Source organism: Acidovorax sp. GW821-FHT10A04, from assembly GCF_059415825.1.
In genome coordinates, this window is record NZ_JBWKNZ010000007.1 from 237,771 (window position 1) to 262,146 (window position 24,376).

The window sequence follows — 24,376 nt, forward strand, 5'->3', positions numbered from 1 at the left end:
GAGAAGTGGACGGTGAGGTCGATGTCAGAAAGGGGTGGCAGGGTCATCGCTGGGGTTCGAATCTGCAGGGGCCGCAGCCGCAGCCGGAGTGGGCCGCCAGGCGAACCAGGCCATCACGGCCACGGGCAAGCCCAGCCCGATCCAGGACCACCAGTCGCCCCAGCTGTCGGAGATGAGGGCGGTGGCCAGGCCGCTGGCCGTGAGCAGCCCGAGCACGATGGGCCAGCCCCAGAGGGTGCGAAACGGCGTGGATGCGTTCCTGGTCATGCGGCGCGCTCCGGGTGGGCGGCCAGGGAGGCCGTGGCGCTGGCGGGCAGGCCGGTGGGAGCTGCAGGGGCGGCAGCCGAGGCCGGCGCCCGGCGGCGCAGCCACAGGTACAGGCCGCTGCCCAGCACGATGATGGTGGCGATGTCCAGCAGCGCCCAGATGATCTTCATCGGCATGCCGCCGTAGTCACCGAAGTGCAGCGGCTGCGAAACCAGCAGCGCCGTGAGGTACCAGGGCAGTTGCGGCGCGGCCGTGATCTGGCCACTGTGGGCGTCGACCAGGATGGGCTGCAGCAGGCGCGAGGTGAGCGGCTCGGCGCCGCGCACGAAGACGGTGTTGTGGTGCGGGCTCGAGAACGACGTGCCCGGGAAGGCGATGAACGACAGCTTGGTGCCTGGCGCATGGGCGCGTGCCACGTCCACTGCCTGCTGCAGCGGGCCGCGCTGGTCCATGGCGATCACGGGCTTGCCCTTGTAGGGTGCGAGCAGGGTGGATAGCTGGTCGTACTGCCAGTACTTGACCATCAGGTCGGCCCAGGTGTTGATCATGCCGGTGGCGCCGACCACGAGGGCCCAGACCAGGGTCACGATGCCCAGTAGGTTGTGCAGGTCCAGCCACTTCACGCGCGTGGAGCGGTCGCGCCGCACGTCGCCGAAGCGCAGCTTGCGCATGAAGGGCGCGTACAGCACCACCCCGGCGACGATGGCCACCAGCAGCAGCAGGCCCATGAAGCCCAGGAACAGCTTGCCCGGCAGGCCCGCGAACAGGTCCACGTGCAGGCGGAACATGAGGTTCATGAAACCCTGGTTGGTGGGAATGTCGGACAGCACCTGGGCCGTGCGCGCATCCACCGCCACGGACTTGAAATCCTCGGTCGGGTCCGGCGTGTGCGTGAGCGTGACGAACCAGACCTTGTCGTCGTCCTCGGCCTGCGAGACGAACTGCACGATGCGCGCCGGGTGCACGGCCTTGGCGGCGGCGATCACGGTGTCCAGGCTGGCGCGCGGCGTGCCCTCGGGCATGGCGGGCGCCTCGACTTCGGTGCCCAGCAGGTGGCCGATTTCGTGGTGGAAGATCAGTGGCAGGCCGGTGATGCACAGCAGCAGCATGAAGGCCGTGCAGATGAGGCTGGACCACTTGTGGGTCCAGGACCAGCGGCGGATGGCGGTGGGTGACAGCATGGTGCAGGGTTTCTCGGGCCGGAAAAGCTTGGAAACGTGGAAACAGGGCGATGGAAGAAGCCCCCACGGCGGCGTGCCGAGGGGGCTTGGCAGGTTGATTTTACGATGCAAGTAAGAATGATTTGCTTTTGCGTTATTTTTGCGTTGTTGTTTTGATGGCAAAAAAAGGCCCGGTGCGCCTTGGGCGAACCGGGCCATGCAAGGACCTGGGGACTGCCAGGCGCTCAGTAGCGCGCCTTGAGCGCCAGCGTCACGCGGCGTGGCTCGCCGTAGAAGTTCTGGCGCGCGATGCCCGAGACCTTCTCGTAGTAGGTCTTGTCGAACAGGTTGTCCACCGAGAGGTTCAGCGCCAGCTGGTCGTTGATCTGGTAGCCCACCTGGGCGCTGGCCAGCACGTAGTCGCCCGAGGTGATGCGCAGCGCGCCGCTCTGGGCAAAGAAGTCGCTGCGGTAGGAGAGGCCGCCGCCGACGCTGAAGCCGCGCAGCGCGGGCGAGGTGAAGGCATAGCGCGTGAAGACGTTCACGCTGTGGCGCGGCGTGACCGGGCTGAACACCTGGCCCTGCTGGGCCACGGGTGCGCGCAGGTAGAGCGTGTCGTTGTAGGCATAGCCGGCCAGCACGTCCCAGCCGGGCTGCACCTGGCCGCTGACCTCGGCTTCGAACCCTTGCGAACGCACCTTGCCGCCGGCGAAGAAGGCTCCGGCCAACCGGGAGTCGGCGATGGCGCGGTCCTCATCGATGATGCGGAAGATGGCGGCATGCGCCTGCAGGCGCTTGTCGAGGAACTCGCCCTTCAGGCCCACTTCCACCTGCTTGCCGGTGCGGGGATCGAGCAGCTGCTTGTTGATGTCGAGCTGGCTTTGCACGACAAAGGTCTCGGAGTAGCCGGCATAGGCCGTGTACTGCGGGTGGAAGTCGTAGAGCACTGCCAACGAGGGCACGAACTGGCGGCCCGGATCGGCGACGCTGGTGGCGGCGCCGTTGCTGGTGCTGCGCGTGACCGCGTCGGCCCAGCTCAGGCGGCCGCCGGCCAGGAGCTTGACCTGGCTGGCCAGGCTGATCTGGGCCTGGCCATACAGCGCGTTTTCGGTGCGCGTGGTGATGGCGGAGTAGCCCGGCAGCACGAGCGCCGGGTAGGGGGCGCCGTAGTTGGGCGTGAGCAGGTTGGCCTGGACCGGCGTGCCGTAGACGAAGTTGTTGTCGTAGCTCTTGTTCTCGCTGCGGCTGGCACCCACCAGCAGGCGGTGTGTGCGGCCGGCCACGTCCACCGGCAGGCTGGCGAACAGGTCGTAGTTGCGTGTCTTCACATGGGTCAGGCCGTCCACCATTTCCATGGTGAAGTTGCCATTGGGACTGAGCGCGCTGTTGGCGCGGGCGGCGCTGTAGAAGGCGGTTCGGTCGACGTCGCGGGCCGACAGGCGCACCGTGCCGCCGCCCGACAGGCGGTGCTCCAGCTCGGCGAAGAGGTCGGTGGTCTCCAGGTCCTGGCGGTTGGAGGCCAGGCCCGAGAAGGAACTGCGCGGCAGGCTGGCCAGGCGGCCATCGGCATAGGTGGGCAGGCCCTGGTCGATGGAGGCGCGCACGCGCTGCCGCGCCCCGCCGATGGACAGCGTGGTGGACGGGGCGATGTCCCATTCCAGCGTGCCGTAGCCCAGGCGCTTGTTGTTGAACAGGGTGGCGACATGGCTGTCGCGGTCTTCGGCCACGGCCACGGCGCGGGCACGCACCGTGCCGCTGGCGTTGAGCGCGCCGCCCACGTCCACCGTGCCGCGGCGCAGGCGGAAGGAGCCCACGGCGGCATCGGCGTTGAGCATCAGCTTGCCCGGTGCGCGCTTGCGCACCAGGTTCACCGTGCCGCCCGGCTCGCTGCCGCCCTGCAGCAGGCCGGCGGGGCCGCGCAGCACCTCGATGCGGTCGTACATGGCCGTGTCCAGCGTGCTGTAGTTGCCCTGGGGAATGGGCACGCCATCGAGCTGCAGGGCCCCCAGGTCGAAGCCACGCGACTGGAAGGTGTTGTAGTTGCCCGCGCCGTCAAGGCGGGTCACGGTGATGCCGGTGCTGAACTTGATGGCGTCCTCCACCTTGGTGACGTTGCGGTCGTCGAGCTGCTGGCGCGTGATGACGCTGATGGACTGCGGGATCTCGCGCGGTGCCTGGTCCATCTTGCCCACGCTGACCTGGCGCGCCGTGTACTGGCCCGTGCCTTCGGTGGCCGGGGTGTCGGCGCTGTTGGTCACCTTCACTTCAGGCAGGGCGGCGTCCTGTGCGTGGGCGGCCGTTGTGGCCACCAGGCAGCTGCAGCCAGCCAGCAGGGCCAGGGTGGTCAGGGGAAAACGCGGGGCCGCGGTGCGGCTGCGGGTGGGGGATTCGGTGTGCATCATGGCTCGAAGGGAGAGGGTCGGGCGGGTTGGGGTGCGATCAGAAGCGGGTACGCAGCGTGAGCTGCAGTGCACGGGGCGAGCCCGGCAGGATCAGGTTGTCGTTGCTGCCGTGGGACGACACGTAGTACTTGCGGTTGGTGAGGTTCTTCACGTTCACGTCCAGACCCCATTGGCCCAGCGTGTACTGCAGCGCTGCGTCCAGCGTGGTGTAGGCGGGCAAGGTGACCAGGTTGGTGAGCGAGGTGTAGCGTTCGCCCACATGGCTCACGCCGCCGCCCAGGCGCAGGCCGTGGCCCATGTCCTTCATGGCCCAGAGGAAGGCCGAGTTGCGCGGGGTGAGCGCGGCCACCTTGCCTTGCGAGGGCACGTTCACCGTGGGCAGCTGGCTGCTCGCGGCCGTGGCCAGGGACCGGGTCATGCGGCCATTGAGGAAGGCATAGCCTGCGCTGACGTCCCAGCCGGACAGCCGGCCGCTGCCGGTGATCTCCAACCCGTTGGTGCGCTGCGTGCCCACGTTGATCTGGCGCGCGGGGTTGGACGGGTCGGTGTTCTTGATGTTGGTGCGTGTGAGGTTGAACAGCGCACCGGTGAAGTTGAGGCGGCCGTCCAGCAGGTCGAGCTTGACGCCGATTTCCTTGTTCTGCGTGATCTCAGGGTCGTTGGCGGTGTTGTTGGCGGCCAGCGCAAAGGTCTCGCCCGAGGGCTGGAACGACTTGCTGTACGACAGGTAGTACGACACCTGCTCGCTGGGCTGCCAGACGATGCCGGCGCGCGGGCTGAACTTCTTGTCGGTGCGCGCCAGGCTGGCCAGGGTGCGGTCGAAGCGCGTCTCCTGCTTGAACACGTCGTAGCGTGCGCCCACCAGGGCCTTCCACTGTGGTGCCAGCGTGATCTGGTCCTGCAGGTACAGCGCGGCGGTGCTCTGCTCGGTGTGGCTCGGGATGGCGCCGGTGGCCGCGTAGGCACTGGCGGGAACAGCCGGCGTGGGCACGTTGCCGGGGTTCAGGATGTTCACGCGGTCCACCACGCCGGCCGAGATGGACTCGGCGCGCTTCTTCTGGCGGCCCAGTTCCATGCCCATCAGCCATTCCTGGCGCAGGCCGCCCAGGCTGTTGCGCCAGGTCAGGTCGGTCTGGTTGAATACGCCGCTCTCGTCGCGAAAGACCAGGCTGCGGGTGCGGCCGACGGTCATGGTCACGGGGTCGGTGGTACCGCCGGGCAAGGTGTTGTAGCGGTCCAGCGTGTAGTCGTACAGGCGCGTGACATTGCGCACCGACCAGTCGTCATTGACACGGTGGTTGAGCGTGGCGGTGAACGCCTGCGCGTTGCTGGTGCTGGTGTCGTCCTGCACTGCCGTGCCCGAGCCGTAGTAGGTGCTGGCCGGCACGTTGACGGGGCGGCCGTTGAGGGCCGGGATGCCGAAGTCCGTGAGGCGCTGGTCACGTGCGTCGGTGTATTGCAGCAGCAACTGGGTCTCGGGGGCGAGCTTGAGCGCCAGCGAGGGCGCGAAGTTGTGGCGCTTGACGAACTGCTGGTCGCGGTAGCTGCCCGAATCCTCGCCCGCCACATTGAGCCGGAATGCGGCGGCATCGCTGATGCCCACGTTCACATCGGCCGTGGCACGGCGATAGTCGTGGCTGCCCAGGCCCAGCGTGGCCTCACCATGCGTCGAGCCGAACACCGGCTTCTTGGTCACGCGGTTGATCAGGCCGCCGGACGAGCCACGGCCATACAGCACGGCTGCGGGACCCTTGAGCACTTCGATGCGCTCGATGTCGGCCAGATCCCGGAAATACAGCGCGTCGTCGCGCACACCATCCACAAACTGATCGGCGATGGCGGTGAAGCCGCGGATCACCACCTGGTCGCGCTGGCCGTCGCCATGGCTCATGGCCACTCCGGGCACGTTGCGCAGCGCATCCTCCATGGAGCGCGCGCCCTGGTCGCGCAGCAACTGGCCAGGCACCACGTTGACCGCCTGGGGCACATCGCGCAGCGGAGCACTGCCCTTGGTGGCCGTGCTGCTGGCCGCGGGTGAGTACGCGTCGTCTGCAGCGCCCGACTGGATGGTGACCTCGCCCAGGGTCCGGGGCATGGGGGCGGGCTGGGCCAGCACGGGAGCGCCGAAAGCGGCGATCAGGGCTGCGGTCAAGGGGGTGCGTGCGGCGGAGAGCAGGGGATGCAGAAGCATGGGAGACCTTGAATGGGAAACGGCAATGAGGAAAGATGCGAAGCCGGCAGGAGGTTGGTGTGGAGCGCAGGGGCTGGCCATCCATCACCACCCTGCGGCCCAGGCCGCAAGGCCAGCGGCCAGCGCCACGCCTGCCAGGCGGGGCGCGCGGCGCGGCTGCCAGGTCATCACGGCCGTCACGGCCACGGCCGCGACCGACAGGGCGATGGTCCAAGCCGTCACCCCGAGCGATGCCGGCACGCCCGCAGGGGGCTGTGCGGCCAGCCACAGCGACAGGGCCAGCAGCAGCCAGCCCGCGCGGCGCCACTGGGCCAGGCGCGGGGCAGCCGCTTCACGGCACAGGGCATCTTCGTGGTGGCGGTCCATGCCCAGGGCGATCGCGGACCAGGCGGCAAAGCAGAGGAAAAAGGCGGACATGGCGAATGGCTCCTTCAGGCCTGGGCGGCTGGCCGGGCATCGGGCGCGGCCATGGCTGCGGGCCTGCGCGTGGCCTTGCCCGGCAAGGGCCGGCCGGGGCGCAGGCGCCAGGCCAGCCACCCCAGCAGCACGCCGGTGGCCAGGAACGTGAGGTCCATGCCCGCCCAGAGCCAGTCGCCTGCGGGCAGGCTGACGCCCAGGTGCGGGGCCGTGGTCAGCGCATTGAGCAGCGGCAGCGCTGCCCAGGCGGCGCCGGCCAGGGCCAGCACCACCGACCAGCCGCGGCGGTTGGGGAACAGCACGCCCCAGAGCAGGGCCACGCCCCAGGCGCCGAAGAAGTACGAGAGTTCGGTGTCGGGCCGCTCGGGCGAATCGAGCGGAATGAGCCGGTTGGATGCCATGTACACGGCGCAGGCCAGCGGCAGGCCGGCCAGCGAAGCGATGTTCAGGCTGGCCACCAGGCGCTGGCCAAAGGGCAGGCGCGCGGGGGCATCGCTGGCCGCAGCGCCCTTGCGCTGGCCCTGGGCGCTGCGCTTGATGGACCACAGCACCATGCCGGTGGCGATCATCAGGCTGCCCAAGAGGCCGAAGCCCACCAGCACCCAGCGCATGCCCGGGCCGGCAAAGCGGCCCAGGTGCAGGCCGTAGAGCACGCCGTAGGTCACGGCGGCGGGCGAGGTGGCGTCGGTCTGCTCCAGCACGGCGCCGGTGGTGCCGTGGAACAGCATCCGCTCGGGCCGGTACTGCAGGCGGTCGCCCTCGTGGCGCGTGACCTCCACCACTGGTGTGCCCTGCGCGTCGCGCCGTGCCTGGATGCCACCGATGCGCCCGCCCTCCCAGCGTGTGCGCGCGGTCTCCAGGATGGGGCCGAGCGCCAGCGCGGGCAGGGGCTCGACCTTGTCGCCGGGGTTGCGGCGCACACGGCGCTCGGGCTTCTCACCCTGCAGGTCGGCGAAGTAGGTCTGCGAGTCCACGCCCTTGGGGCCCTGGTAGGCCACGGCGATGCCTGAAGGCATGTACAGGGTGTGGAAGATCATCAGCCCGCTGAAGGTGATCATCAGGTAGAAGGGCAGCACCAGCACGCCGGTGACGTTGTGTGCGTCGAGCCAGGCGCGCTGCCCGCCCTTGGCCGGGCGGAAGGTGAAGAAGTCCTTGAAGATGCGCCGGTGCGTGACCACGCCCGTGAGCAGGGCGATGAACATCAGCATGGTGGCCACGCCCACCACCCAGCGGCCCTCGATGGCCCAGCGGCCCTTCTGCGCGGTGCGCAGCTCGAAGTGGAAGCGGTAGAAGAACTCGCCGCCCATGGTCTTGCGCGCGTCCACGGTCTCGCCGGTCTGCGGGTTCATGAGCAGGGTCTCGAAGCGGCCGTTGCCCGTGTCGCGCCACAGCAGCGTGATGGCGTTCTGGCGCTCATCGGGCATGCGCATGATCCACTGGGTGACGTCGGGCACCTTCCTGTTCATCGCCGCCACGGCACGCTCTGCCACATCGCGCGTGGGCTGCGGCATGCCATGCAGCTCGGGCCGCATCCACAGGTTGATCTCGGTCTTGAAGAACGACAGCGTGCCCGTGAGGAAGATCGCGAACAGCAGCCAGCCCAGGACGAGGCCGGCCCAGGTGTGCAGCCAGGACATGGCCTGGCGAAAGCCTTCGCGCGCCTGTTCGCGCGCTGTTCGCGGTGCGGGGGAGGCAGGGGTGGTATCGGTCATTGCAGTTTCTCCAGCCAGCGCGGCGCCATGGCGCCGGCGCCCAGCAGCAGCGCGGGCAGCAGGGTGCCGCCCCAGGCGCCCCAGGCCGTGCGCGCGTAGAAAGCCCAGCCTGCGGCGCCCGCGTAGACCAGCCAGGGCAGCATGGTGGCGGTGAGCACCGCTTCGACGCGCGGCATGGCCAGGGCCAGGGCGAGGGACAGCGCGGCCGTGAAGGCGGCGGCCAGCGCATAGCCGCCGGCGGTGGCGGCCAGGGCGCGCGAGGTGATGGCCAGGCGGTAGCGCCAGGCGGGGCGGGTCGCTTTCATGGGCGATCAGGCGTTGGAATGGGCGGGGAGACGCGTCGTGGCGACGCGGTCGGTGGACTCGGCCTGGCGCTGCTGCAAGAAGCGCGGGGCAGGCCACCACGGGATGCTGGCTGCGGGGCGCGGGGCCCCGTCTGGCTGGCTGACGGCTCTGGGGCCAGTGGACATGCGTGGCAGCGCGCAGGGCGCCCGCAGCGGGTCAAAAGGCCTTCGGGTCGAAAGTGTAATTTATGAGAAGCATTCGCATTTGTAAATGTGAACGCTTGATGTGCAAATGCAACGGTCTGTACCGTGCAGGCATAAAAAAACGGGCCGATGGCCCGTTTGGAAAAACGTGGGGGTGGTTGTCGTTCTGTGCTGCCGCTGTCAGTTTCCGGTCTTCTTGTTGTCGAGCCTGCTCGCTGGCTTCGTGGGGCGACTCGTGAATGGGAGCGCTGGCTCAGTCCTCTTCGCTCATCTGCGACTGCAGGTAGTTCTGCAGGCCGATCTTGGCGATCAGCTCGATCTGGGTTTCCAGGAAGTCGATGTGCTCTTCGGTGTCGTCGAGGATCTTTTGCAGGATGTCGCGCGAGACGTAGTCGCGCACCGTCTCGCAGTGGGCGATGCCTTCCTTGATGGTGGCCTGGGCGCCTTTTTCGGAGCCCAGGTCGCAGCTGAGGATCTCTGGCACGTCTTCGCCGACCTGCAGCTTGGCCAGGTCCTGCAGGTTGGGCAGGCCGTCGAGCATGAAGATGCGGTCCATGAGCACGTCAGCGTGCTTCATCTCGCCGATGGACTCCTCGTACTCCTTCTTGGCCAGCTTGTCGAAGCCCCAGTGCTTGAGCATGCGGTAGTGCAGGAAGTACTGGTTGATGGCCGTGAGTTCGTTCTTGAGCTGGGCCTGCAGATGGCCGATGACCTGTGCGTCGCCTTGCATGGGGAGACTCCTTGTTATGTTGTTTCGCTCCCGATTGTCGTGAGGCCGCAATGCGGGCGCAAGGCAAGACCCCTTTGTGGCGCATTGGCTGCGTGTGATGCTGAGTTGTGTTCGTGTTTGGTGCCCGCAAGCGGCACGGCCCGCTGCGTTGGCACGCAGCGGGCCGTGATCCCGGAAGGCGGGGGACGGGGTTATTGCGCCCGTGCGTTCTGCGGGGAGGGCGCGGCGGTGGTGGTTGCGCCTGCGGCCTGCTGGCGGTCGCGCCAATGCGCCGCGCCCAGCCACACGGTGGGCACCAGCACCAGGGCCAGCGAGATCATCTGTGCAATCGTGCCTTCGGCCAGGTCCTCGGTGTTGGCATGCCACCAGGCATTGTCGATGCCGGGGATGAGGTTGCCTTCGGTGAACTCGTGCAGCGCATAGACCACGAGCTGCACGGCGAACACGGCCATGAACCACGAGGTCACGCGAAAGAAGCGGCCCAGGTTCACCGCGCGGCCATAGCGCGTCCAGGCCCAGGCGATGGCGGCCGCCAGGGCCAGGCCGGCAAGGCCGCCCCAGACCATGTAGCCCAGCTCGGCGCTGCCGGCCAGCGAGGCCAGCATGGTGGCGGTTTCCACCCCTTCGCGGCCCACCATGAACAGGGCGAACAGGAACACGGCCAGCCAGGCCTGTGGGCCTTCGAGCACGCTGGCGCGATCGATGCGGGCCGCGATCTCCTGCCCCATGCCCTTGCCGGCGCTGCGCATGTGCACCACGCACCAGGCCACGGCGGCGGCGGCCACCAGGGCCATCACGCCTTCGGCCACGGGGGAGAGGGCGCCCACGCGCGACAGCAGCCAGCCCAGGCCCAGCGACAGCAGCAGGGCCACCACCACGCCCGCGCGCAGCGGCGTCAGGAGGTGCAGGCGCCCGGTCTTGCGCAGGTACAAGGTGGCGATGGCCACGACCAGAAGGGCTTCGAGCCCTTCGCGGAAACAGATGAGCAGGGTCTGGAACATGGAGGCAGGTCTTTGCTATGGATGGTGAGCCGGTCCGCCCAAGGGCGAAACCTGGCTCTTGTGACCGGTTCGGAGGGAATTGGCAGCAGCGGCCAAGGCGGTGCCGCGGGGCACTGGCAGCGCCTGCGGCCCGCGGATTATGCGCTTAACGAGAATCAATCTTATTTGGAGTGTTTGACATGGCACAAGGGCCGCGCTTGTGGCCGCCTTGCGGCCAGGTCCGCGGCGGTGCATTGTCTTGATATAGTCATAGACAATTGATTCAATCAAATCAATTAATTGGATTGATGGCCTTACTGGGCCTAAACTTCATTCCGTAGTCAGTTCAACCCACCCTTAAGGAAACAGCAATGTCCCTGATCAACACGCAAGTTCAACCCTTCAAGACCACCGCTTTCGTCAACCGCAATGGCAAGGGCGAGTTCATCGACCTGACCGAAGCCGATCTCAAGGGCAAGTGGTCCGTGCTGATCTTCATGCCTGCAGCGTTCACCTTCAACTGCCCCACCGAAATCGAAGACGCTGCCGACAACTACCCCGAGTTCCAGAAGGCCGGCACCGAGGTCTACATCGTCACGACCGACACGCACTTCTCGCACAAGGTCTGGCACGAAACCTCGCCCGCCGTGGGCAAGGCCAAGTTCCCCCTGGTCGGCGACCCAACGCACCAGCTGACCAACGCCTTCGGCGTGCACATCCCTGAAGAAGGCCTGGCACTGCGCGGCACTTTCGTGATCAACCCCGACGGCATCATCAAGACCGCCGAAGTGCACTCCAACGAAATCGCCCGCGACGTCAAGGAAACCGTGCGCAAGCTCAAGGCTGCCCAGTACACCGCCGCCCACCCCGGCGAAGTCTGCCCCGCCAAGTGGAACGACGGCGCCAAGACCCTGGCTCCTTCGCTGGACCTGGTCGGCAAGATCTGATCGGCTGATTGCATCGGCAGAGCGCCCCTTGGGGCGCTCCCCAGCCGGACAGCGTCATGGCGCGCGTGCGCCATGCCGTCCGGCTTTTTTTCGCCCATTTTTTACGCTCTGTTGCGGACCCGGGCTTGCCACAAGCGGCCTTGGCCCCCACCCTACAAGCCAGAACTCGAAAGGACACCACCATGCTCGACGACCAACTCAAGACCCAGCTTGCCGCCTACCTGGAGCGCGTGACGCAGCCGTTCGAACTGGTGGCTTCCCTGGACGACAGCCAGACCTCCCGCGAGATGCTGGAGCTGCTGACCACCATCCAGTCCCTGCGCGGCGACAAGATCAGCCTGCGCACCGATGGCCAGGACGCACGCAGGCCCTCGTTCAGCCTGCAGCGCGTGGGCAGCACGAATTCGCTGCGCTTTGCCGGCCTGCCCCTGGGCCATGAGTTCACCTCGCTGGTGCTGGCGCTGTTGTGGACCGGCGGCCACCCACCCAAGGTCGAGCCCGAGGTGATCGAGCAGATCGCTGCGCTCGACGGCGACTTCGAGTTCGACGTCTACATGAGCCTGACCTGCCACAACTGCCCGGACGTGGTGCAGGCGCTGTCGCTCATGTCCATCGTCAACCCCAAGATCAAGACCACCGTGGTCGAAGGCGGCGCTTTCCAGAAGGAAGTGGCCGACCGCGAGATCATGGCCGTGCCCATGGTGTTCATGAACGGCAAGGTGTTCGCCTCGGGCCGCATGTCGGTCGAAGAGATCGTGGCCAAGCTCGATACCGGCGCCGCCGCCCGTGACGCGGCCAAGCTGTCGGCCAAGGCACCGTACGACGTGCTCATCGTCGGTGGTGGCCCTGCCGGTGCCGCAGCCGCGGTGTATGCCGCCCGCAAGGGCATCCGCACCGGTGTGGCGGCCGAGCGCTTCGGTGGCCAGGTCAACGACACGCTGGCGATCGAGAACTACATCTCGGTGCTGGAGACCGACGGTCCCAAGTTCGCGGCGGCCCTGGAAGCCCACACCCGCGCCTACGACGTGGACATCATGAACCTGCAGCGCGCGGACAAGCTGATCCCGGCCAGCGAACCCGGCGGCCTGATCGGCGTGCAACTGGCCAACGGCGCCACCTTGCAATCCAAGACGGTGATCCTGTCCACCGGCGCGCGCTGGCGCAACGTCAACGTGCCCGGCGAAGCCGAGTACAAGAACAAGGGCGTGGCCTACTGCCCGCACTGCGACGGCCCGCTGTTCAAGGGCAAGCGCACGGCGGTGATCGGCGGCGGCAACTCGGGTGTCGAGGCCGCGATCGACCTGGCCGGCCTGGTGGCCCATGTCACGCTGGTCGAGTTCGCCGACCAGCTCAAGGCCGACGCTGTGCTGGTCAACAAGCTCAAGAGCCTGCCCAATGTGAGCATCCACACCAATGCGCAGACCACCGAGATCACCGGTTCCGACGGCAAGGTCAACGGCCTCAAGTACAAGGACCGCGCGACGGGCGAGGAGCACCTGGTGGCGCTCGAAGGCGTGTTCGTGCAGATCGGCCTGGTGCCCAACACCGAATGGCTCAAGGGCACGGTGGAGCTGTCCAAGTTCGGCGAGGTCATCGTCGACTCGCATGGCCGCACCAACCTGCCCGGCGTGTTCGCTGCCGGCGACTGCACCACGGTGCCGTTCAAGCAGATCGTGATCGCCGCAGGCGATGGTTCCAAGGCTGCCCTCAGCGCCTTCGACCACCTGATCCGCATGCCGGTGCTGGCCAAGGCCACGGCCGAAGCCGTGCCGGAAGCCGTGGCGGCATGAACCTGCACGCCCAGCGGTGAAAGCAAGGGAGCCTTCGGGCTCCCTTGGTGTTTTCAGGGGGCTGCCATGCGCTCGCCCAGTAGGTGCACCAGGCCCTGTGCCAGCTCGCCGCGCCAGGCGTAGTAGTCGTGCCCGCCCGCGAACTCCTGGTAGTGCACCGGGTAGCCCTTGGCCTGCAGCACGGTGCGCAGGTGGCGGCTGGTATCGAGGATGCCGCCGCCATCGCCGGTGAGCGTGATCTCCATGAGCCCGGCCGTGATGAAGAAGCGCAGCGGCAGGCGTGCGCTGGCGGCGAACTCGCGCGTGAGCCATTCGCCCTCGCCGAAGCGTTCGAAGTCGGGCGCGCGCGGCACATTGCGCGGCCCCCACCAGAACGAACCCGACAGCGCGAGCACATTGCCGAACACGCCCGGGTGGCGGTAGCCCGCAAACGCCGCGGCCAGGCCGCCGTAGCTGGAGCCGGCCACGACCACGTCGCGCGCGCCGTGCGAGATGCCGGGCTGGCGCGCGCGCAGCCAGGGCATGAGCTCGTGCGCGAGGAAGTCGGCGAACCCCGGGTTGGCCGGCAGCTCGGTGCCGCGCAGGGCCGGAGCCGGGTGGCCCACGAACACCGCGGCCAGCGGCGGGATGCGGCGCTGGGCGATCAGTGCGTCGAGCAGGGCGGGCACATCGGCGCGGTCCAGGTAGGCATCGCGGTCGAACAGCACCAGCAAGGGCAGCGGCTGGCCCGTGGCGGGGGGGCCGGCAGGTACAGGCTCACATCGCGCTCGTTGGCCAGGCGGGTGCTGGCCAGGCGCAGGTGCTCCAGTGTGCCGCGTGGGGCGCTTGCGCCATCGCGCCAGGGCTCTGCCAGGGCACCTGGCAGGCGCAGCACCGGGCGCGGGGCCATGGGCTCAGCGCTGGCGGGCGTGCGGCTGGGCCGCAGGGGCCAGCGTGCCGCCTGGTTGAGCGGGTCGGGCCGTGCCACGGCGTCCTCGGCCCTTGCGCGCGCCATGCGGTCCGCGCCGGGTGGCACCTCGGCATCGGGCACCAACTGGTAGGAGGCGCGCAGGCCCCGGGGCACGCGCAGGCTCAGGTACCACACATCGCTCTGCCCGAGCTGCGTGAGCGCAAACCCGTTCTCCGAGCGCATGGCCCAGGAGACCTTGACCGTGCGCGTGGCCGGCGTGCCGCGCCACAGGAAGGTCAGCAGCGCCTCGCTGGCGTGGGCGCCGGGCTCGACCAGCGGACCACCGTGGGCGGCTGCCTCGCGCCAGAAGGCCTCGGTGCCTTCGCCTGCGGCCAGGGCCGCGTGCAGGCGCACGAGGCGCGGGCTTTCGAGGGCTGCCGCCCGTGGTTCGGCAACCGCGGGCGTTGCGGACTGGGCGGGTGCCAGCCCGGGCGCGCAGGCCAGCAGGGCGGCCAGCAGCAGGGCGGTGGTGCGGGCAACGGGGCGCCGGTCAGAACTTCGCATGCAGGGCCAGGTAGTAGCGGCGGCCGTCTTCGTTGAAGTCGGCCGAGGTCGTGCGGTCGAAGGTCTTGTTCGTCAGGTTCAGGATGCCGCCGCGCAGCGTGAGTGCGTCGGTGATGCGCCAGCCCGCAGTGAGGTCGGCGATGGCGTAGCCGGCCTTCTGCACCTTGTTCTGGCCATTGGAGGGTACGCTGATGTACTGGGCGCTGTGGTAGCGCAGGCTGCCGCTCACGGTGAGTTGCCCGGTGGCGCGCCAGTCGGCACCCAGGTTGACGACGTGGCGCGGCCGGTAGGTCAGCGGCAGGGCGATGGCGCCGCTGGTGTTCTTGGCGTCGGTGTAGGTGTAGTTGGCGCGCAGGTTCCAGGCGGCCGAGGGGCGGGCCGCCCAGCTCGCTTCCAGCCCGCGCGAGCGCACGCTGGCGATGTTCTGGTAGCGGAAGATTGGGCGGCCATCGGGCAGGTAGCCGACGAAGTTGTCGTAGCTCGGCGCCAGCGCGCGGTCGGCCGTGCGGTTGGTGATGTCGATCATGTTCTTCAGGTCGGTGTTGAAGAACGTGAGGCCGCCGCTGTGGATGCCCTGGGCGAACTGCAGGCCCAGCTCCTGGCTGGTACCGGTCTCGGGCTTTATGGCGTTGCTGCCCACGATGTAGCAGCCCACCGTGGCGCTGCCGCAGGACACCGATCCCCAGTTGGGGCTGCCCTGCAGCAGCGTGGGCGCGCGGAAGGCGCGCGACACGCCGCCCTTGACGGTGAGGGCATCGCTCAGGTGGTAGACCGCGTAGGCGCGCGGGCTGTTGTGGCCGCCGAAGTTCTCGTGGTGGTCGAAGCGGTTGCCCAGGGTGATGGCGAGCTTGTCGCTGATGCGGATCTCGTCCTCCACGAACAGCGCCCACTGGCCGATCGAGGTCTCGGGGCTGGCATTGAAGCCCGCCGTGCCCGGCAGGCCGCGCAGGTTGGCCGGGTCGTTGAGCTTTTCATGGCGCACTTCGAAGCCTGCCGTGACGAACTGGTTGCCCCAGGCCACGGGCAGGTTGAGCTTGCCGTTCAGGTTGCTGGTGCTGGCCTTGTTGGGGTTGACCTGGCCCGTGACCATGCCGGTGAGGTTGCGGATCTCGTCGGCGGCATAGGTCAGCTCGGTGTTGCCGAAGCCCCATTGGCCCCTGTGGCGCAGCGCCACCGCATCGCGCTCCATGAGGAAGCCCGCGTGGTCGCGCCGGCTGGTGTCCACGTCGGCGGTGATGCTCTGGCGGGTATCGGGCGTGAGAGCCAGCTGCGCGCCGAACAGGCGGTTGCGGATGTGCTGCAGCCCGGTCTGGCGTGTGCCCGAGGCCGGCAGGGAGTTGATCGCGCCGTCGGCATCGCGCTGGTCGTAGGCGCCCGTGAGCTTCAGGCCCAGCAGGTCGGTGGCGATGGGGCCGGCCAGCGAGAAGCCCGCCAGGCGGCTGTCGCCAGCCTGCTTGTCCTGCTGCAGCACGGTCTCCACACGGGCCGAGCCGCGCCACTGCTTGCCCACCGGGCGCGTGATGATGTTGACCACGCCGCCGATGGCGTCCGAGCCATAGAGCGAGGACATGGGCCCGCGCACGATCTCGATGCGCTCGATCTCGTCGCTGGCCACCCAGCCCGTGTCGTAGTCGTTGCCGCGGAACATGGCCGAGGTGGCGTTCACGCGCTTGCCGTCGATCAGCATCAGCGTGTAGGCCGAGCCCAGGCCGCGCAGCTGCACGCCGGGCACCAGGTTGCCGCTGCGGCTGAGCGTCACGCCCTCCACCGTGCCCAGCAGTTCGGCCAGTTCCTGCACGGGGCGGCGCTCGATCTCCTCGCGGGTGATCACGGAGATGCTGGCCGGTGCCTCGCGCAGCTCCTGCTCGTTGCCCGAGGCGGTGACCACGACGGTGGAGAGGGCCGGGGTGGCAGGGGCGTCGGCGACCGCCTGCGCATGGACCCCGGCTGCGGCGAGGGCGGCGCACAGCGCGGTCAGTGCCAGGGGGAGGGTGTTGGTACGGAAATGCATGCAGTCCTCGGATCTGTTGTATGTTCTAAATGAGAATGAAACCTGTTTATCATTTCACGCTTCCGCCCCCACGGGCCTCTGCCATGTTGGACATTCCCCCAGAAAGCTTTGCGCTGTACCCAGAAATGCCCGTCCTCGGGCTGCCCGAGCTCACGCGCAACCTGCACCTGCTGGGCGGTGACTACCAGGTCAGCGGCATGCAGACGGCACCGCGCGAGGTGCTGCGCGGCAGCATGGAGACCCTGGAGCTGCGACCCGGCCTGGTGCTCTACCGCACCGAGCTGCAGGACCTGTGCACGCTGCGCACCTCCAACCTGCTGTACCCCGGACTCAAGCTGTGCATGCTGGTGCAGGGCAGTTCCGAGCTGTCGTACGGGCGGCGCAGCTTCGTGCTCGGCCCGGGGGCCGGGCGCACCGCCGCCGCCCTGGTGGCACTGGCCGAACCCGACCGCTTCACACGCCATTGGCAGAGCGGCCGTGCCGAGCGCAAGGTCTCGCTCACGCTGATGCCTGAATGGCTGGAGGCCAACGGCGTGGCCAATGGCGCCGTGCGCGCCTTCTGCCGCCAGCACCTGGCCGTGGCGCCATGGCGGCCCTCGGCGCGCGCCATGGCCCTGGCCGACCAGATCGGCCGCCCGCCCGAGATGGCGCCCGGCCTGCGCCGCCTGTGGCTGGAGAGCCGCTGCCTGGACATCGTGGTCGAAGCGCTGGACGTGATCGCGCGCCAGCCGGGCGCGACCGCTGGCGAACTGAAGGCCCTGGATGCCCAGGACGCGCTCGACGCGCGCAGCCACCGCCGCCTGCGCGAGCTGCGCGACTTCCTGGACAGCGGCGGCGCCGACGCCATGCCCCTGGCCGCCATCGCGCGCCTTGCGGGCATGAGCGCATCGCACCTGCAGCGGCATTTCCCCAAGGTGGGCGGCACCTCGGTGGTGGACTACCTGCGCCAGCGCCGGCTGCTGCGCGCGCGCCAGGCGCTGGAGCGCGGTGAGGCCGACGTGGCCGGCGCCGCAGCACTGGCCGGCTATGCCAGCGCGACCAACTTCGCGACGGCATTTCGCCGCTGCTTCGGCATCACGCCACGGCAGGCGCGCCAGCGCTTGTGAAGACACAGTTGGAGACAGGTCAATGTGTATTGATAATTATTCTCATATAATCACCCGATAGCCAGCCACAGCCAGCCCGTCTCCGAAGGGGCTTCCGGCGTCCGAAGCCAGCTCTGTTTCCACATACGTCTCAGAGAAAAAAGGGTTTCCTGCCGTGGCGCAACCAATCAACCAATCCCCCCGTTTCGCACTCCGTCCGCTGGCCTTGCTGGCCGCCTTGGCGTGCGCCTCCTTCACCGGCGTCCAGGCGCAGACCGCGGGCGCACCCGTGCAGATCGTGGCCGCGGGCCCTGCGCTCAAGGAGGTGGTGATCAGCGGTTCGCGCAGCGAGCAGAACCCCGACGACCTGCCGATGAGCATCGACGTGATCAACGCGCGTGCGCTCGAAGAGGGCCAGGTGCGCGACATCCGCGATGCGGTGCGCGAGCTGCCCAACGTGTCCGTCACGCGCTCGCCGGCGCGCTTCTCGCTGGCCAGCGGCTCCACCGGCCGCGAGCAGAACGCGGGCTTCAACATCCGCGGCCTGGACGGCAACCGCGTGCTGATGATGGTGGATGGCATCCGCCTGCCGCGCAGCTATGTGTTCAGCGCCAACGCCTTCGGCCGCGACTACCTGGACATGGGCCTGCTGCAGCGCATCGAGGTGGTGCGCGGTGCCACTTCGGCGCTGTACGGCTCGGACGGCATGGCCGGCCTGGTGAACTTCATCACCGTGGAACCCGAGAACTTCCTCAAGGACGGCAAGACGCTGGGCGGCCAGGTGAGCGCGGGCTACGATGGCGACGACCACGGCAAGCGCCTGGGCGCCACGGTGGCGGGCCGCGTCAACGACACGGTGCAGTGGCTGGTCAGCGGCAGCGTGAACCGCGCGCGCGAGCTCGACAACATGGGCACCAACGATGCGGCCAACGCCGACCGCACCCTGCCCAACCCGCAGAAGGACCAGGGCGGCGCGCTGCTGGCCAAGGTGGTGCTCACCCCCGGCGGCGGCCAGCGCCACGCCTTCACGGTGGAGCACGTGGACAAGACCTCCGACTACGAGCTGCTCACCGCGCGCTCCAAGCCGCCGCTGGCGGCCACGTCCACGCTGTCCTCCAATTCGTCCACCGACATGCAGCGCAGCCGCGCCACCTGGGAGGGCAGCTGGCGCCTGAACGCCGGCTTTGCCGACGATGTGAAGGCCACGCTGAGCTTCCAGGACGCACATTCCCGCGAGTACGCCTTCGAGGACCGCAACACCGCCGCCGACCGCGTGCGCGACGTGACTTACGACGAGCGCAGCTGGCAGGCCAATGTGCAGGGCAGCAAGGTGCTGCGCACGGGCGGCAACTGGGTGCAGAAGATCACCTACGGCATCGACCATTCGTCCGCCAAGGTCACCAACCTGCAGGACGGCGTGACGCCGCCCGTGGGCGAGACCTTCCCGCTCAAGCGCTTCCCCGACACCACCGAAACCAGCACCGCGCTGTATGTGCAGGACGAGATCGTGAACGGCCCCTGGAGCGTGACGCCCGGCGTGCGCTTCGACACCTTCCGCATCAAGGCCGACCAGAGCGGTTTCGGCGCGCAGGCGGTCTCGCTCTCGGGCAATGCCACCTCGCCCAAGCTGGGCCTGCTGTACCGCGCCACCGACGCCTGGAGCGTGTTCGGCAACTACGCGGCGGGCTTCCGTGCGCCCAACGCCGGCCAGGTCAACGCCTTCTTCGAGAACCCGGTCAGCAACTACAAGACGGTGCCCAACGGCAACCTCAAGCCCGAGAAGAGCCAGAACTTCGAGATCGGCGTGCGCGGCCGCATGGATGCGCTGTCCATCGAAGCCGCCGCCTTCACCGGCCGCTACAAGGACTTCATCGAGGACCTGCGCCAAGTGGGCGGCACTGGCGCGCCGGGCAACCCGCTGGTGTTCCAGTCGGTCAACATCGGCCGCGTCAAGCTCAATGGCTTCGAGGTCAAGGGCGACGTGCGCTGGGGCAACGTCGCCGGCGGCCAGTTGAGCACGCCGTTCGCCTACGGCCAGACGCGCGGGCGCGACACCGCCACCGGCAAGCCCGTCAACACCGTGGACCCCTCGCGCCTGACGGCTGGCCTGCGCTACGACACCAGCGCTTTCATGGTGCGCCTGGACATGACGCACGCCGCCGCCAAGAAGGCCGAGGACGTGACCCTGGCCACGGGCAGCACGCAGTACCTCACGCCCTCGTACACGGTGCTGGACCTGTCGGGCCAGTGGCGCATCCGCAAGGACCTGCGCCTGAACGCCGGCATCTACAACCTGACCGACAAGAAGCACTGGCGCTGGGCCGACGTGCGCGGCCTGGCCGCCAACGCCAACTTCATCGACGCCTACAGCCAGCCCGGCCGCGCCGTGCGCGTGTCGCTGGTGGCGGACTTCTGATCGACCGTTCGAACCCATCCATCGCGCAAGGAGACAGACCATGAGCCATGCATCCGACAGCCCCGCCTCCAGCGGCCATTGCGACGAGGAGTACAGCCTGCCCTGCGCCGAGGCGCTGCTGGCCGGCACCCTGGCGCTGATGACGGGCTATGTGCAGGCCTGCTGCGACAGCCACCGCGATGCGATGGGCCGCAAGATCACCGCCAACCTGCAGATGCTGGCCGACGCCGAAGGCTTCACGCCGCATTTCCGCACCGTGGTCTGGAGCCTGCAGGGCCGCTGGGCCCAGCAGAGCGCCGGGCAGGCGGCCGATGCCGCGAATGCGGCCCTTTCTGCGGCAGAGCAGCGCCGCGCGCTGTGGATCCCCGCCCCCGAAACCGTCCAATGAGCATGACCTCTTCCCACCAACCCGACCCCAACGGCGTGCGCCTGCAGACGGCCCCCGCCATCCGCGAGCAGTTCGCCGCCATGCGTGCCACCGGCAAGCGCGCCAAGGATGCCGCCGAAGCCCTGGGCCTGTCCGAAGGCGCGGCCATCGCCGCGCATGCGGGCGAGCACGAACATCCGCTCAAGGCCGTGCCGCTGCAGGGCTCGTGGCTGCAGCTGCTGCAGTCGCTCGAAGCCTGCGGCCCGCTGATGGCACTCACGCGCAACGAGGGCGTGGTGCACGAGAAGACCGGTGTCTATATGAACATCTCGGCCACGGGGCCGGTGGGCATCGCCTTGAGCGAGGGCATCGACCTGCGCCTGTTCTTCGCACAGTGGCATGCGGGCTTCGCGGTGACCGAGGCCGCCGCCGACCCGGCACGCCCGCCCCAGCGCAGCCTGCAGTTCTACAATGCCCACGGGCGTGCGGTGCACAAGGTCTTCGTGCGCGAGGCCACCGACCTGGCCGCCCTCGATGCCGTGGTGCAGCGCTTTGCGCAGCCCAGCGCGGGCTATGTGTTCGGCGCAGCGCCGCCGGCCGAGGTGCCGCGGCCCGATGCCGAGATCGACGCCGCCGGCCTGCGCGCAGGCTGGGCCGCGATGCAGGACACGCACGAGTTCTTCGGCCTGACCAAAAAGTTCGGCGTGGAGCGCCAGCAGGGCTTTCGCCTGGTGGAAGGGCAGTTCGCCTGGCGCCTGGCGAAGGAATCCGTCACCGCCGTGCTGCAGCAGGCAGCGGCGGGCGGCCTGCCCATCATGGTCTTCGTGGGCAGCGGCGGCTGCATCCAGATCCACACTGGCCCCGTGGCCAACATCAAGCCGCTGGACACGCCCGGCGGTGCGCAGTGGATCAATGTGCTCGACCCCGGCTTCAACCTGCACCTGCGCTCCGACATGGTGGCCAGCGTGTGGCTGGTGGAAAAGCCCACCGCCGACGGCGTGGTGACCTCGGTCGAGGCCTTCGACCATGCGGGCGAACTGATGGCCATGTTCTTTGGCGCGCGCAAGCCCGGCCAGGCCGAGCTGCAGGGCTGGCGCGACCTGGCGGCTGGCTTGCCGCGACAGCAGGAGCTGGCCCATGCCGCGTGATACCGGGTTGATCGAACGCCGCCACCTGCTGCGCGGTGCTGCGGCGTTGCCCTTGTCCCTTGCCTTGGGCCAGGCCCATGCCGCAGGGGCTGCGCGCATCGTCTCGCTGGGCGGCGCGCTGACCGAGGTGGTCTACCTGCTGGGCGCACAGGCACAACTGGTAGGCACCGACACGACGAGCCTGTTCCCCGAGGCCGCGCTCAAGACCGCCAAGGTCGGCTACATGCGCCAGCTCTCGGCCGAGGGGCTACTGTCCCTCAAGCCCGATGCCGTGGTGGGCACCACCGAGGCCGGCCCGCCCGTGGTGCTGGACCAGGTGCGCAGCGCCGGCGTGCGCGTGGAACTGGTCAAGGCCGACCACACCTGGGACGAGGTGCAGCGCAAGGTGGCCACCGTGGGCCGTGTGGCGGGCCGCGAGCGCGAGGCCGCCGCCCTGCAGGCCGATCTCGATGCCCAGTGGGCGGCGGTGCAAAAGAGCGTGGCCGCGGCTGCGCGGCGCCCGCGCGCGATCTTCATCCTCTCGCACAGCGGCAGCCCCATGGTGGCGGGCACCGGCACCGCGGCCGACGCGCTGATCCGCTTTGCCGGCGGCACCAATGCCATCACCCAGTTCGCGGGCTACCGGCCGCTCACGGCCGAGGCCATGGCCAGTGCCGCACCCGATGTACTGCTCAACAGCACCCAGGGCATCGAGGCGCTGGGCGGCGAGGCGGCCTTCTGGCAGCGGCCGGAGCTTGCGCTCACGCCCGCCTTTCGCCGCAAGGCCCTGGTGACCATGGAGGCCAGCCAACTGCTGGGCTTCGGGCCGCGCCTGCCTGGCACCGTGCGGGAGATCCAGGCGCGCCTGCAGGCGATCACCGCGTGAGCGGGCTGGCAACCGCCGTGCAGCCGGTCCCGCGGCGCGCTCCAGGGCGCCTGTCGCCGCGCACCGCGCTGGCGCTGGGCCTGGCGCTGGTGGCGCTGGCCTTTGTGTGGGCCAGCACCCAGGGTGCCTACGCCATCGCACCGGCCCAGCTGTGGCAGGTGCTGCTGCAGGCCGTGGGCGCTGCAGCGGTGCCCGAGCAGGCGCCCGAGTACCTGGTGTTCGTCAACATCCGGTTGCCGCGCCTCTTGATGGGCGTGGCCGCCGGGGCTGGCCTGGGCCTGGCCGGCGCGCTGATGCAGGGGCTGTTTCGCAACCCGTTGGCCGACCCCGGCCTGATCGGCGTGAGCAGCGGGGCTGCGCTGGCCGCGGCGCTCACCATCGTGCTGGGCAGCCACTTCCTTCCCGACATGCCGCGTACCCTGGGCAGCTGGTCGCTGGTGATCACGGCCTTTGGCGGTGGACTGGTGGTCACGGCGCTGATCTACGGGTTGGCGCAGGCCGATGGCGGCACGCGCATGGGGCTCATGCTGCTGGCGGGCGTGGCCGTCAATGCGCTGGCGCTGGCGGGCCTGGGCTACCTCAACTTCATCTCTACCGACGAGCAGCTGCGCAACATCCAGATGTGGCTGCTGGGCAGCCTGGGCGGGGCGCACTGGAGCGCCGTGGCCCTGGTGGGCAGCGTGGTCGCGGTGGCCTGCGGCCTGGGCCTGGCGCTGGCGCGCCCGCTCAATGCGATTGCCCTGGGCGAGGCACAGGCTGCGCTTTTGGGTGTGCCGGTGGAGCGCACCAAGCGCCTGGCCGTGCTGGTCACCGCACTGGCCGTGGGCGCGGTGACCGCGGCCACGGGCATCATCGGCTTCATCGGCCTGGTGGCACCGCACTGGGTGCGCCTGGTGGCCGGGCCCGACCACCGCGTGGTGCTGCCGTGCTCGGCCCTGCTGGGCGCCACGCTGGTGCTGGTGGCCGACGTGGTGGCGCGTACCATCGTCAAGCCCGCGGAGTTGCCGCTGGGCGTGCTCACCGCCTTCATCGGCGTGCCCTTGTTCCTGGCCATGCTGCGCCAGTTCCGGAGCAAGGTATGAGCGCCAATCCGCTTTGCGCCGGTGATCCACTGGTGTGCGATCAGTTGGGGGTGGGCCTGCCGGGCCGGCCATTGCTGGCCACCGTGCATGCCCGCCTGGCCCCGGGGCGTTTCACCGCGATCCTCGGCCCCAATGGTGCGGGCAAGTCCACGCTGCTGTCCATGCTCTCGGGCCAGCGCGCGCCGCGCTCGGGGGGGGTGAGCCAGGGGGGCCGGGCGCTCTCGGCCATTGCCGCGCTGGAGCTGGCGCGCCTGCGCGCCGTGCTGCCGCAGGAGACGGCGGTGGCCTTCGATTTCACGGTGCAGGAGGTGGTGGAGATGGGGCGCTTTCCCCACCGCCAGTCGCCCAGCCGGCACGAGGCACGCATTGCCCACGAGGCCATGGAGGCCACGGGCGTGGCCCACCTGGCGGGACGGGGCGTCAACACCTTGTCGGGCGGCGAGCGCGCACGCGCCCACCTGGCCCGGGCCCTGGCCCAGATCTGGGAGCCCCGGCCCGACGGCGCCACGCGCTGGCTGCTGCTCGATGAACCCACTGCCGCGCTCGACCTGGCGCACCAGCACCAGGCCATGGCCCTGGTGCGCCGCTGGGCGGTGGAGCAGGGCATCGGCGTGGTGGCCGTGCTGCACGATTTGAACCTGGCACTGCGCTATGCGCACGACGTGGTGCTCATGGGCGCGGGGCGCTGCGACGTGGGGCCCACAGGCGAGACGCTGGACGCCGCCGCCATTGCGCGCGTGTGGGGTGTGCAGTGCTCCGAGGTGCGCGCCAGCGATGGCACGCCGCAGTTCCTGGTGGCGGCCGGATGAAGCGCAGATGACGATTCGGTCATCTGCCGGCGCCTTGCCCTTGGGCGCATGGGGAT

Annotated in this window: 21 protein-coding genes; 9 read left to right on the top strand and 12 right to left on the bottom strand. The window is 69.1% G+C overall.

The genetic code is table 11. The features are described from left to right. Positions 1–24 precede the first annotated feature (24 nt). The 9 genes from AC07PF_RS16925 to AC07PF_RS16965 all read right to left on the bottom strand — a co-directional run bounded on the left by AC07PF_RS16925 (position 25) and on the right by AC07PF_RS16965 (position 10,368). Entirely contained in the window at positions 25–267 is a 243-nt protein-coding gene (locus AC07PF_RS16925; RefSeq protein ID WP_494612630.1) for a hypothetical protein, read from the bottom strand. Continuing rightward, positions 264–1,448, bottom strand: coding sequence for a PepSY-associated TM helix domain-containing protein (locus AC07PF_RS16930; RefSeq protein ID WP_494612631.1), 1,185 nt, complete (start codon positions 1,446–1,448; stop codon positions 264–266). Before AC07PF_RS16930 ends, AC07PF_RS16925 begins: the two co-directional genes overlap by 4 nt. A 224-nt stretch (positions 1,449–1,672) precedes the next feature. Continuing rightward, positions 1,673–3,829: a TonB-dependent siderophore receptor gene (locus AC07PF_RS16935; RefSeq protein WP_494612632.1), complete on the bottom strand. Its 2,157-nt coding sequence runs from the start codon at positions 3,827–3,829 to the stop codon at positions 1,673–1,675. 37 nt (positions 3,830–3,866) lie between these two features. Further along, positions 3,867–6,020 (bottom strand): TonB-dependent receptor, encoded by a 2,154-nt coding sequence (locus AC07PF_RS16940; RefSeq protein ID WP_494612633.1) that lies wholly within the window; start codon positions 6,018–6,020, stop codon positions 3,867–3,869. An 84-nt stretch (positions 6,021–6,104) separates the two neighbouring features. After that, on the bottom strand, positions 6,105–6,437 hold the full coding sequence (locus tag AC07PF_RS16945) for a DUF3325 domain-containing protein (protein WP_145696976.1): 333 nt from the start codon (positions 6,435–6,437) through the stop codon (positions 6,105–6,107). A 14-nt stretch (positions 6,438–6,451) separates the two neighbouring features. Then, entirely contained in the window at positions 6,452–8,149 is a 1,698-nt protein-coding gene (locus AC07PF_RS16950; RefSeq protein WP_007854680.1) for a PepSY-associated TM helix domain-containing protein, read from the bottom strand. Next, positions 8,146–8,454, bottom strand: a complete 309-nt coding sequence (locus AC07PF_RS16955) for a DUF3649 domain-containing protein (protein WP_494612634.1) — start codon at positions 8,452–8,454, stop codon at positions 8,146–8,148. Before AC07PF_RS16955 ends, AC07PF_RS16950 begins: the two co-directional genes overlap by 4 nt. A 436-nt stretch (positions 8,455–8,890) precedes the next feature. Beyond that, positions 8,891–9,367, bottom strand: a complete 477-nt coding sequence (gene bfr / locus AC07PF_RS16960) for a bacterioferritin (protein WP_494609308.1) — start codon at positions 9,365–9,367, stop codon at positions 8,891–8,893. Positions 9,368–9,558: 191 nt separating this feature from the next. Beyond that, positions 9,559–10,368 carry an FTR1 family protein gene (locus AC07PF_RS16965; protein WP_007854683.1) on the bottom strand — a complete coding sequence of 270 codons (810 nt, stop codon included), beginning with the start codon at positions 10,366–10,368 and terminating at the stop codon, positions 9,559–9,561. A 350-nt stretch (positions 10,369–10,718) separates the two neighbouring features. Here AC07PF_RS16965 and ahpC point away from each other — a divergent pair, with 350 nt between their 5' ends. Next, complete coding sequence (gene ahpC, locus AC07PF_RS16970; RefSeq protein WP_007854684.1) at positions 10,719–11,294, top strand: alkyl hydroperoxide reductase subunit C; 576 nt, start codon at positions 10,719–10,721, stop codon at positions 11,292–11,294. 182 nt (positions 11,295–11,476) lie between these two features. After that, positions 11,477–13,084, top strand: coding sequence for an alkyl hydroperoxide reductase subunit F (ahpF, locus tag AC07PF_RS16975; protein ID WP_494612635.1), 1,608 nt, complete (start codon positions 11,477–11,479; stop codon positions 13,082–13,084). 53 nt (positions 13,085–13,137) lie between these two features. Here ahpF and AC07PF_RS16980 read toward each other — a convergent pair whose 3' ends face one another. Genes AC07PF_RS16980 through AC07PF_RS16990 form a run of 3 tightly spaced genes read right to left on the bottom strand, consistent with a single transcriptional unit; the run spans position 13,138 to position 16,548 of the window. Next, positions 13,138–13,791: an alpha/beta hydrolase gene (locus AC07PF_RS16980; RefSeq protein ID WP_494612699.1), complete on the bottom strand. Its 654-nt coding sequence runs from the start codon at positions 13,789–13,791 to the stop codon at positions 13,138–13,140. Beyond that, on the bottom strand, positions 13,728–14,537 hold the full coding sequence (locus AC07PF_RS16985) for an enterochelin esterase domain-containing protein (protein WP_494612636.1): 810 nt from the start codon (positions 14,535–14,537) through the stop codon (positions 13,728–13,730). The genes AC07PF_RS16980 and AC07PF_RS16985 overlap by 64 nt, the downstream gene beginning before the upstream one ends. Continuing rightward, positions 14,524–16,548: a TonB-dependent receptor domain-containing protein gene (locus tag AC07PF_RS16990; RefSeq protein ID WP_494612637.1), complete on the bottom strand. Its 2,025-nt coding sequence runs from the start codon at positions 16,546–16,548 to the stop codon at positions 14,524–14,526. The genes AC07PF_RS16985 and AC07PF_RS16990 overlap by 14 nt, the downstream gene beginning before the upstream one ends. An 83-nt stretch (positions 16,549–16,631) precedes the next feature. On the opposite strand from AC07PF_RS16990, the gene AC07PF_RS16995 reads away from it, so the two are divergent. From AC07PF_RS16995 to AC07PF_RS17025, 7 genes are all read left to right on the top strand, one after another. Beyond that, a complete protein-coding gene (locus AC07PF_RS16995) occupies positions 16,632–17,654 on the top strand; it encodes a helix-turn-helix domain-containing protein (protein WP_494612638.1) in 1,023 nt (340 codons plus the stop codon). A 154-nt stretch (positions 17,655–17,808) separates the two neighbouring features. After that, the gene (locus tag AC07PF_RS17000) at positions 17,809–20,049 is read left to right on the top strand and encodes a TonB-dependent hemoglobin/transferrin/lactoferrin family receptor (protein ID WP_494612639.1); all 2,241 of its coding nucleotides are present in this window, start codon (positions 17,809–17,811) and stop codon (positions 20,047–20,049) included. A 40-nt stretch (positions 20,050–20,089) separates the two neighbouring features. Next, complete coding sequence (locus AC07PF_RS17005) at positions 20,090–20,437, top strand: hypothetical protein (protein WP_494609315.1); 348 nt, start codon at positions 20,090–20,092, stop codon at positions 20,435–20,437. Then, positions 20,434–21,564 (top strand): hemin-degrading factor, encoded by a 1,131-nt coding sequence (locus AC07PF_RS17010; protein WP_494612640.1) that lies wholly within the window; start codon positions 20,434–20,436, stop codon positions 21,562–21,564. The genes AC07PF_RS17005 and AC07PF_RS17010 overlap by 4 nt, the downstream gene beginning before the upstream one ends. Continuing rightward, positions 21,554–22,429: a heme/hemin ABC transporter substrate-binding protein gene (locus AC07PF_RS17015; RefSeq protein ID WP_494612641.1), complete on the top strand. Its 876-nt coding sequence runs from the start codon at positions 21,554–21,556 to the stop codon at positions 22,427–22,429. Before AC07PF_RS17010 ends, AC07PF_RS17015 begins: the two co-directional genes overlap by 11 nt. Continuing rightward, positions 22,426–23,511 carry a FecCD family ABC transporter permease gene (locus tag AC07PF_RS17020; protein WP_494612642.1) on the top strand — a complete coding sequence of 362 codons (1,086 nt, stop codon included), beginning with the start codon at positions 22,426–22,428 and terminating at the stop codon, positions 23,509–23,511. Before AC07PF_RS17015 ends, AC07PF_RS17020 begins: the two co-directional genes overlap by 4 nt. Further along, positions 23,508–24,320, top strand: coding sequence for a heme ABC transporter ATP-binding protein (locus AC07PF_RS17025; RefSeq protein WP_494612643.1), 813 nt, complete (start codon positions 23,508–23,510; stop codon positions 24,318–24,320). The genes AC07PF_RS17020 and AC07PF_RS17025 overlap by 4 nt, the downstream gene beginning before the upstream one ends. The last annotated feature ends 56 nt before the right edge of the window (positions 24,321–24,376 follow it).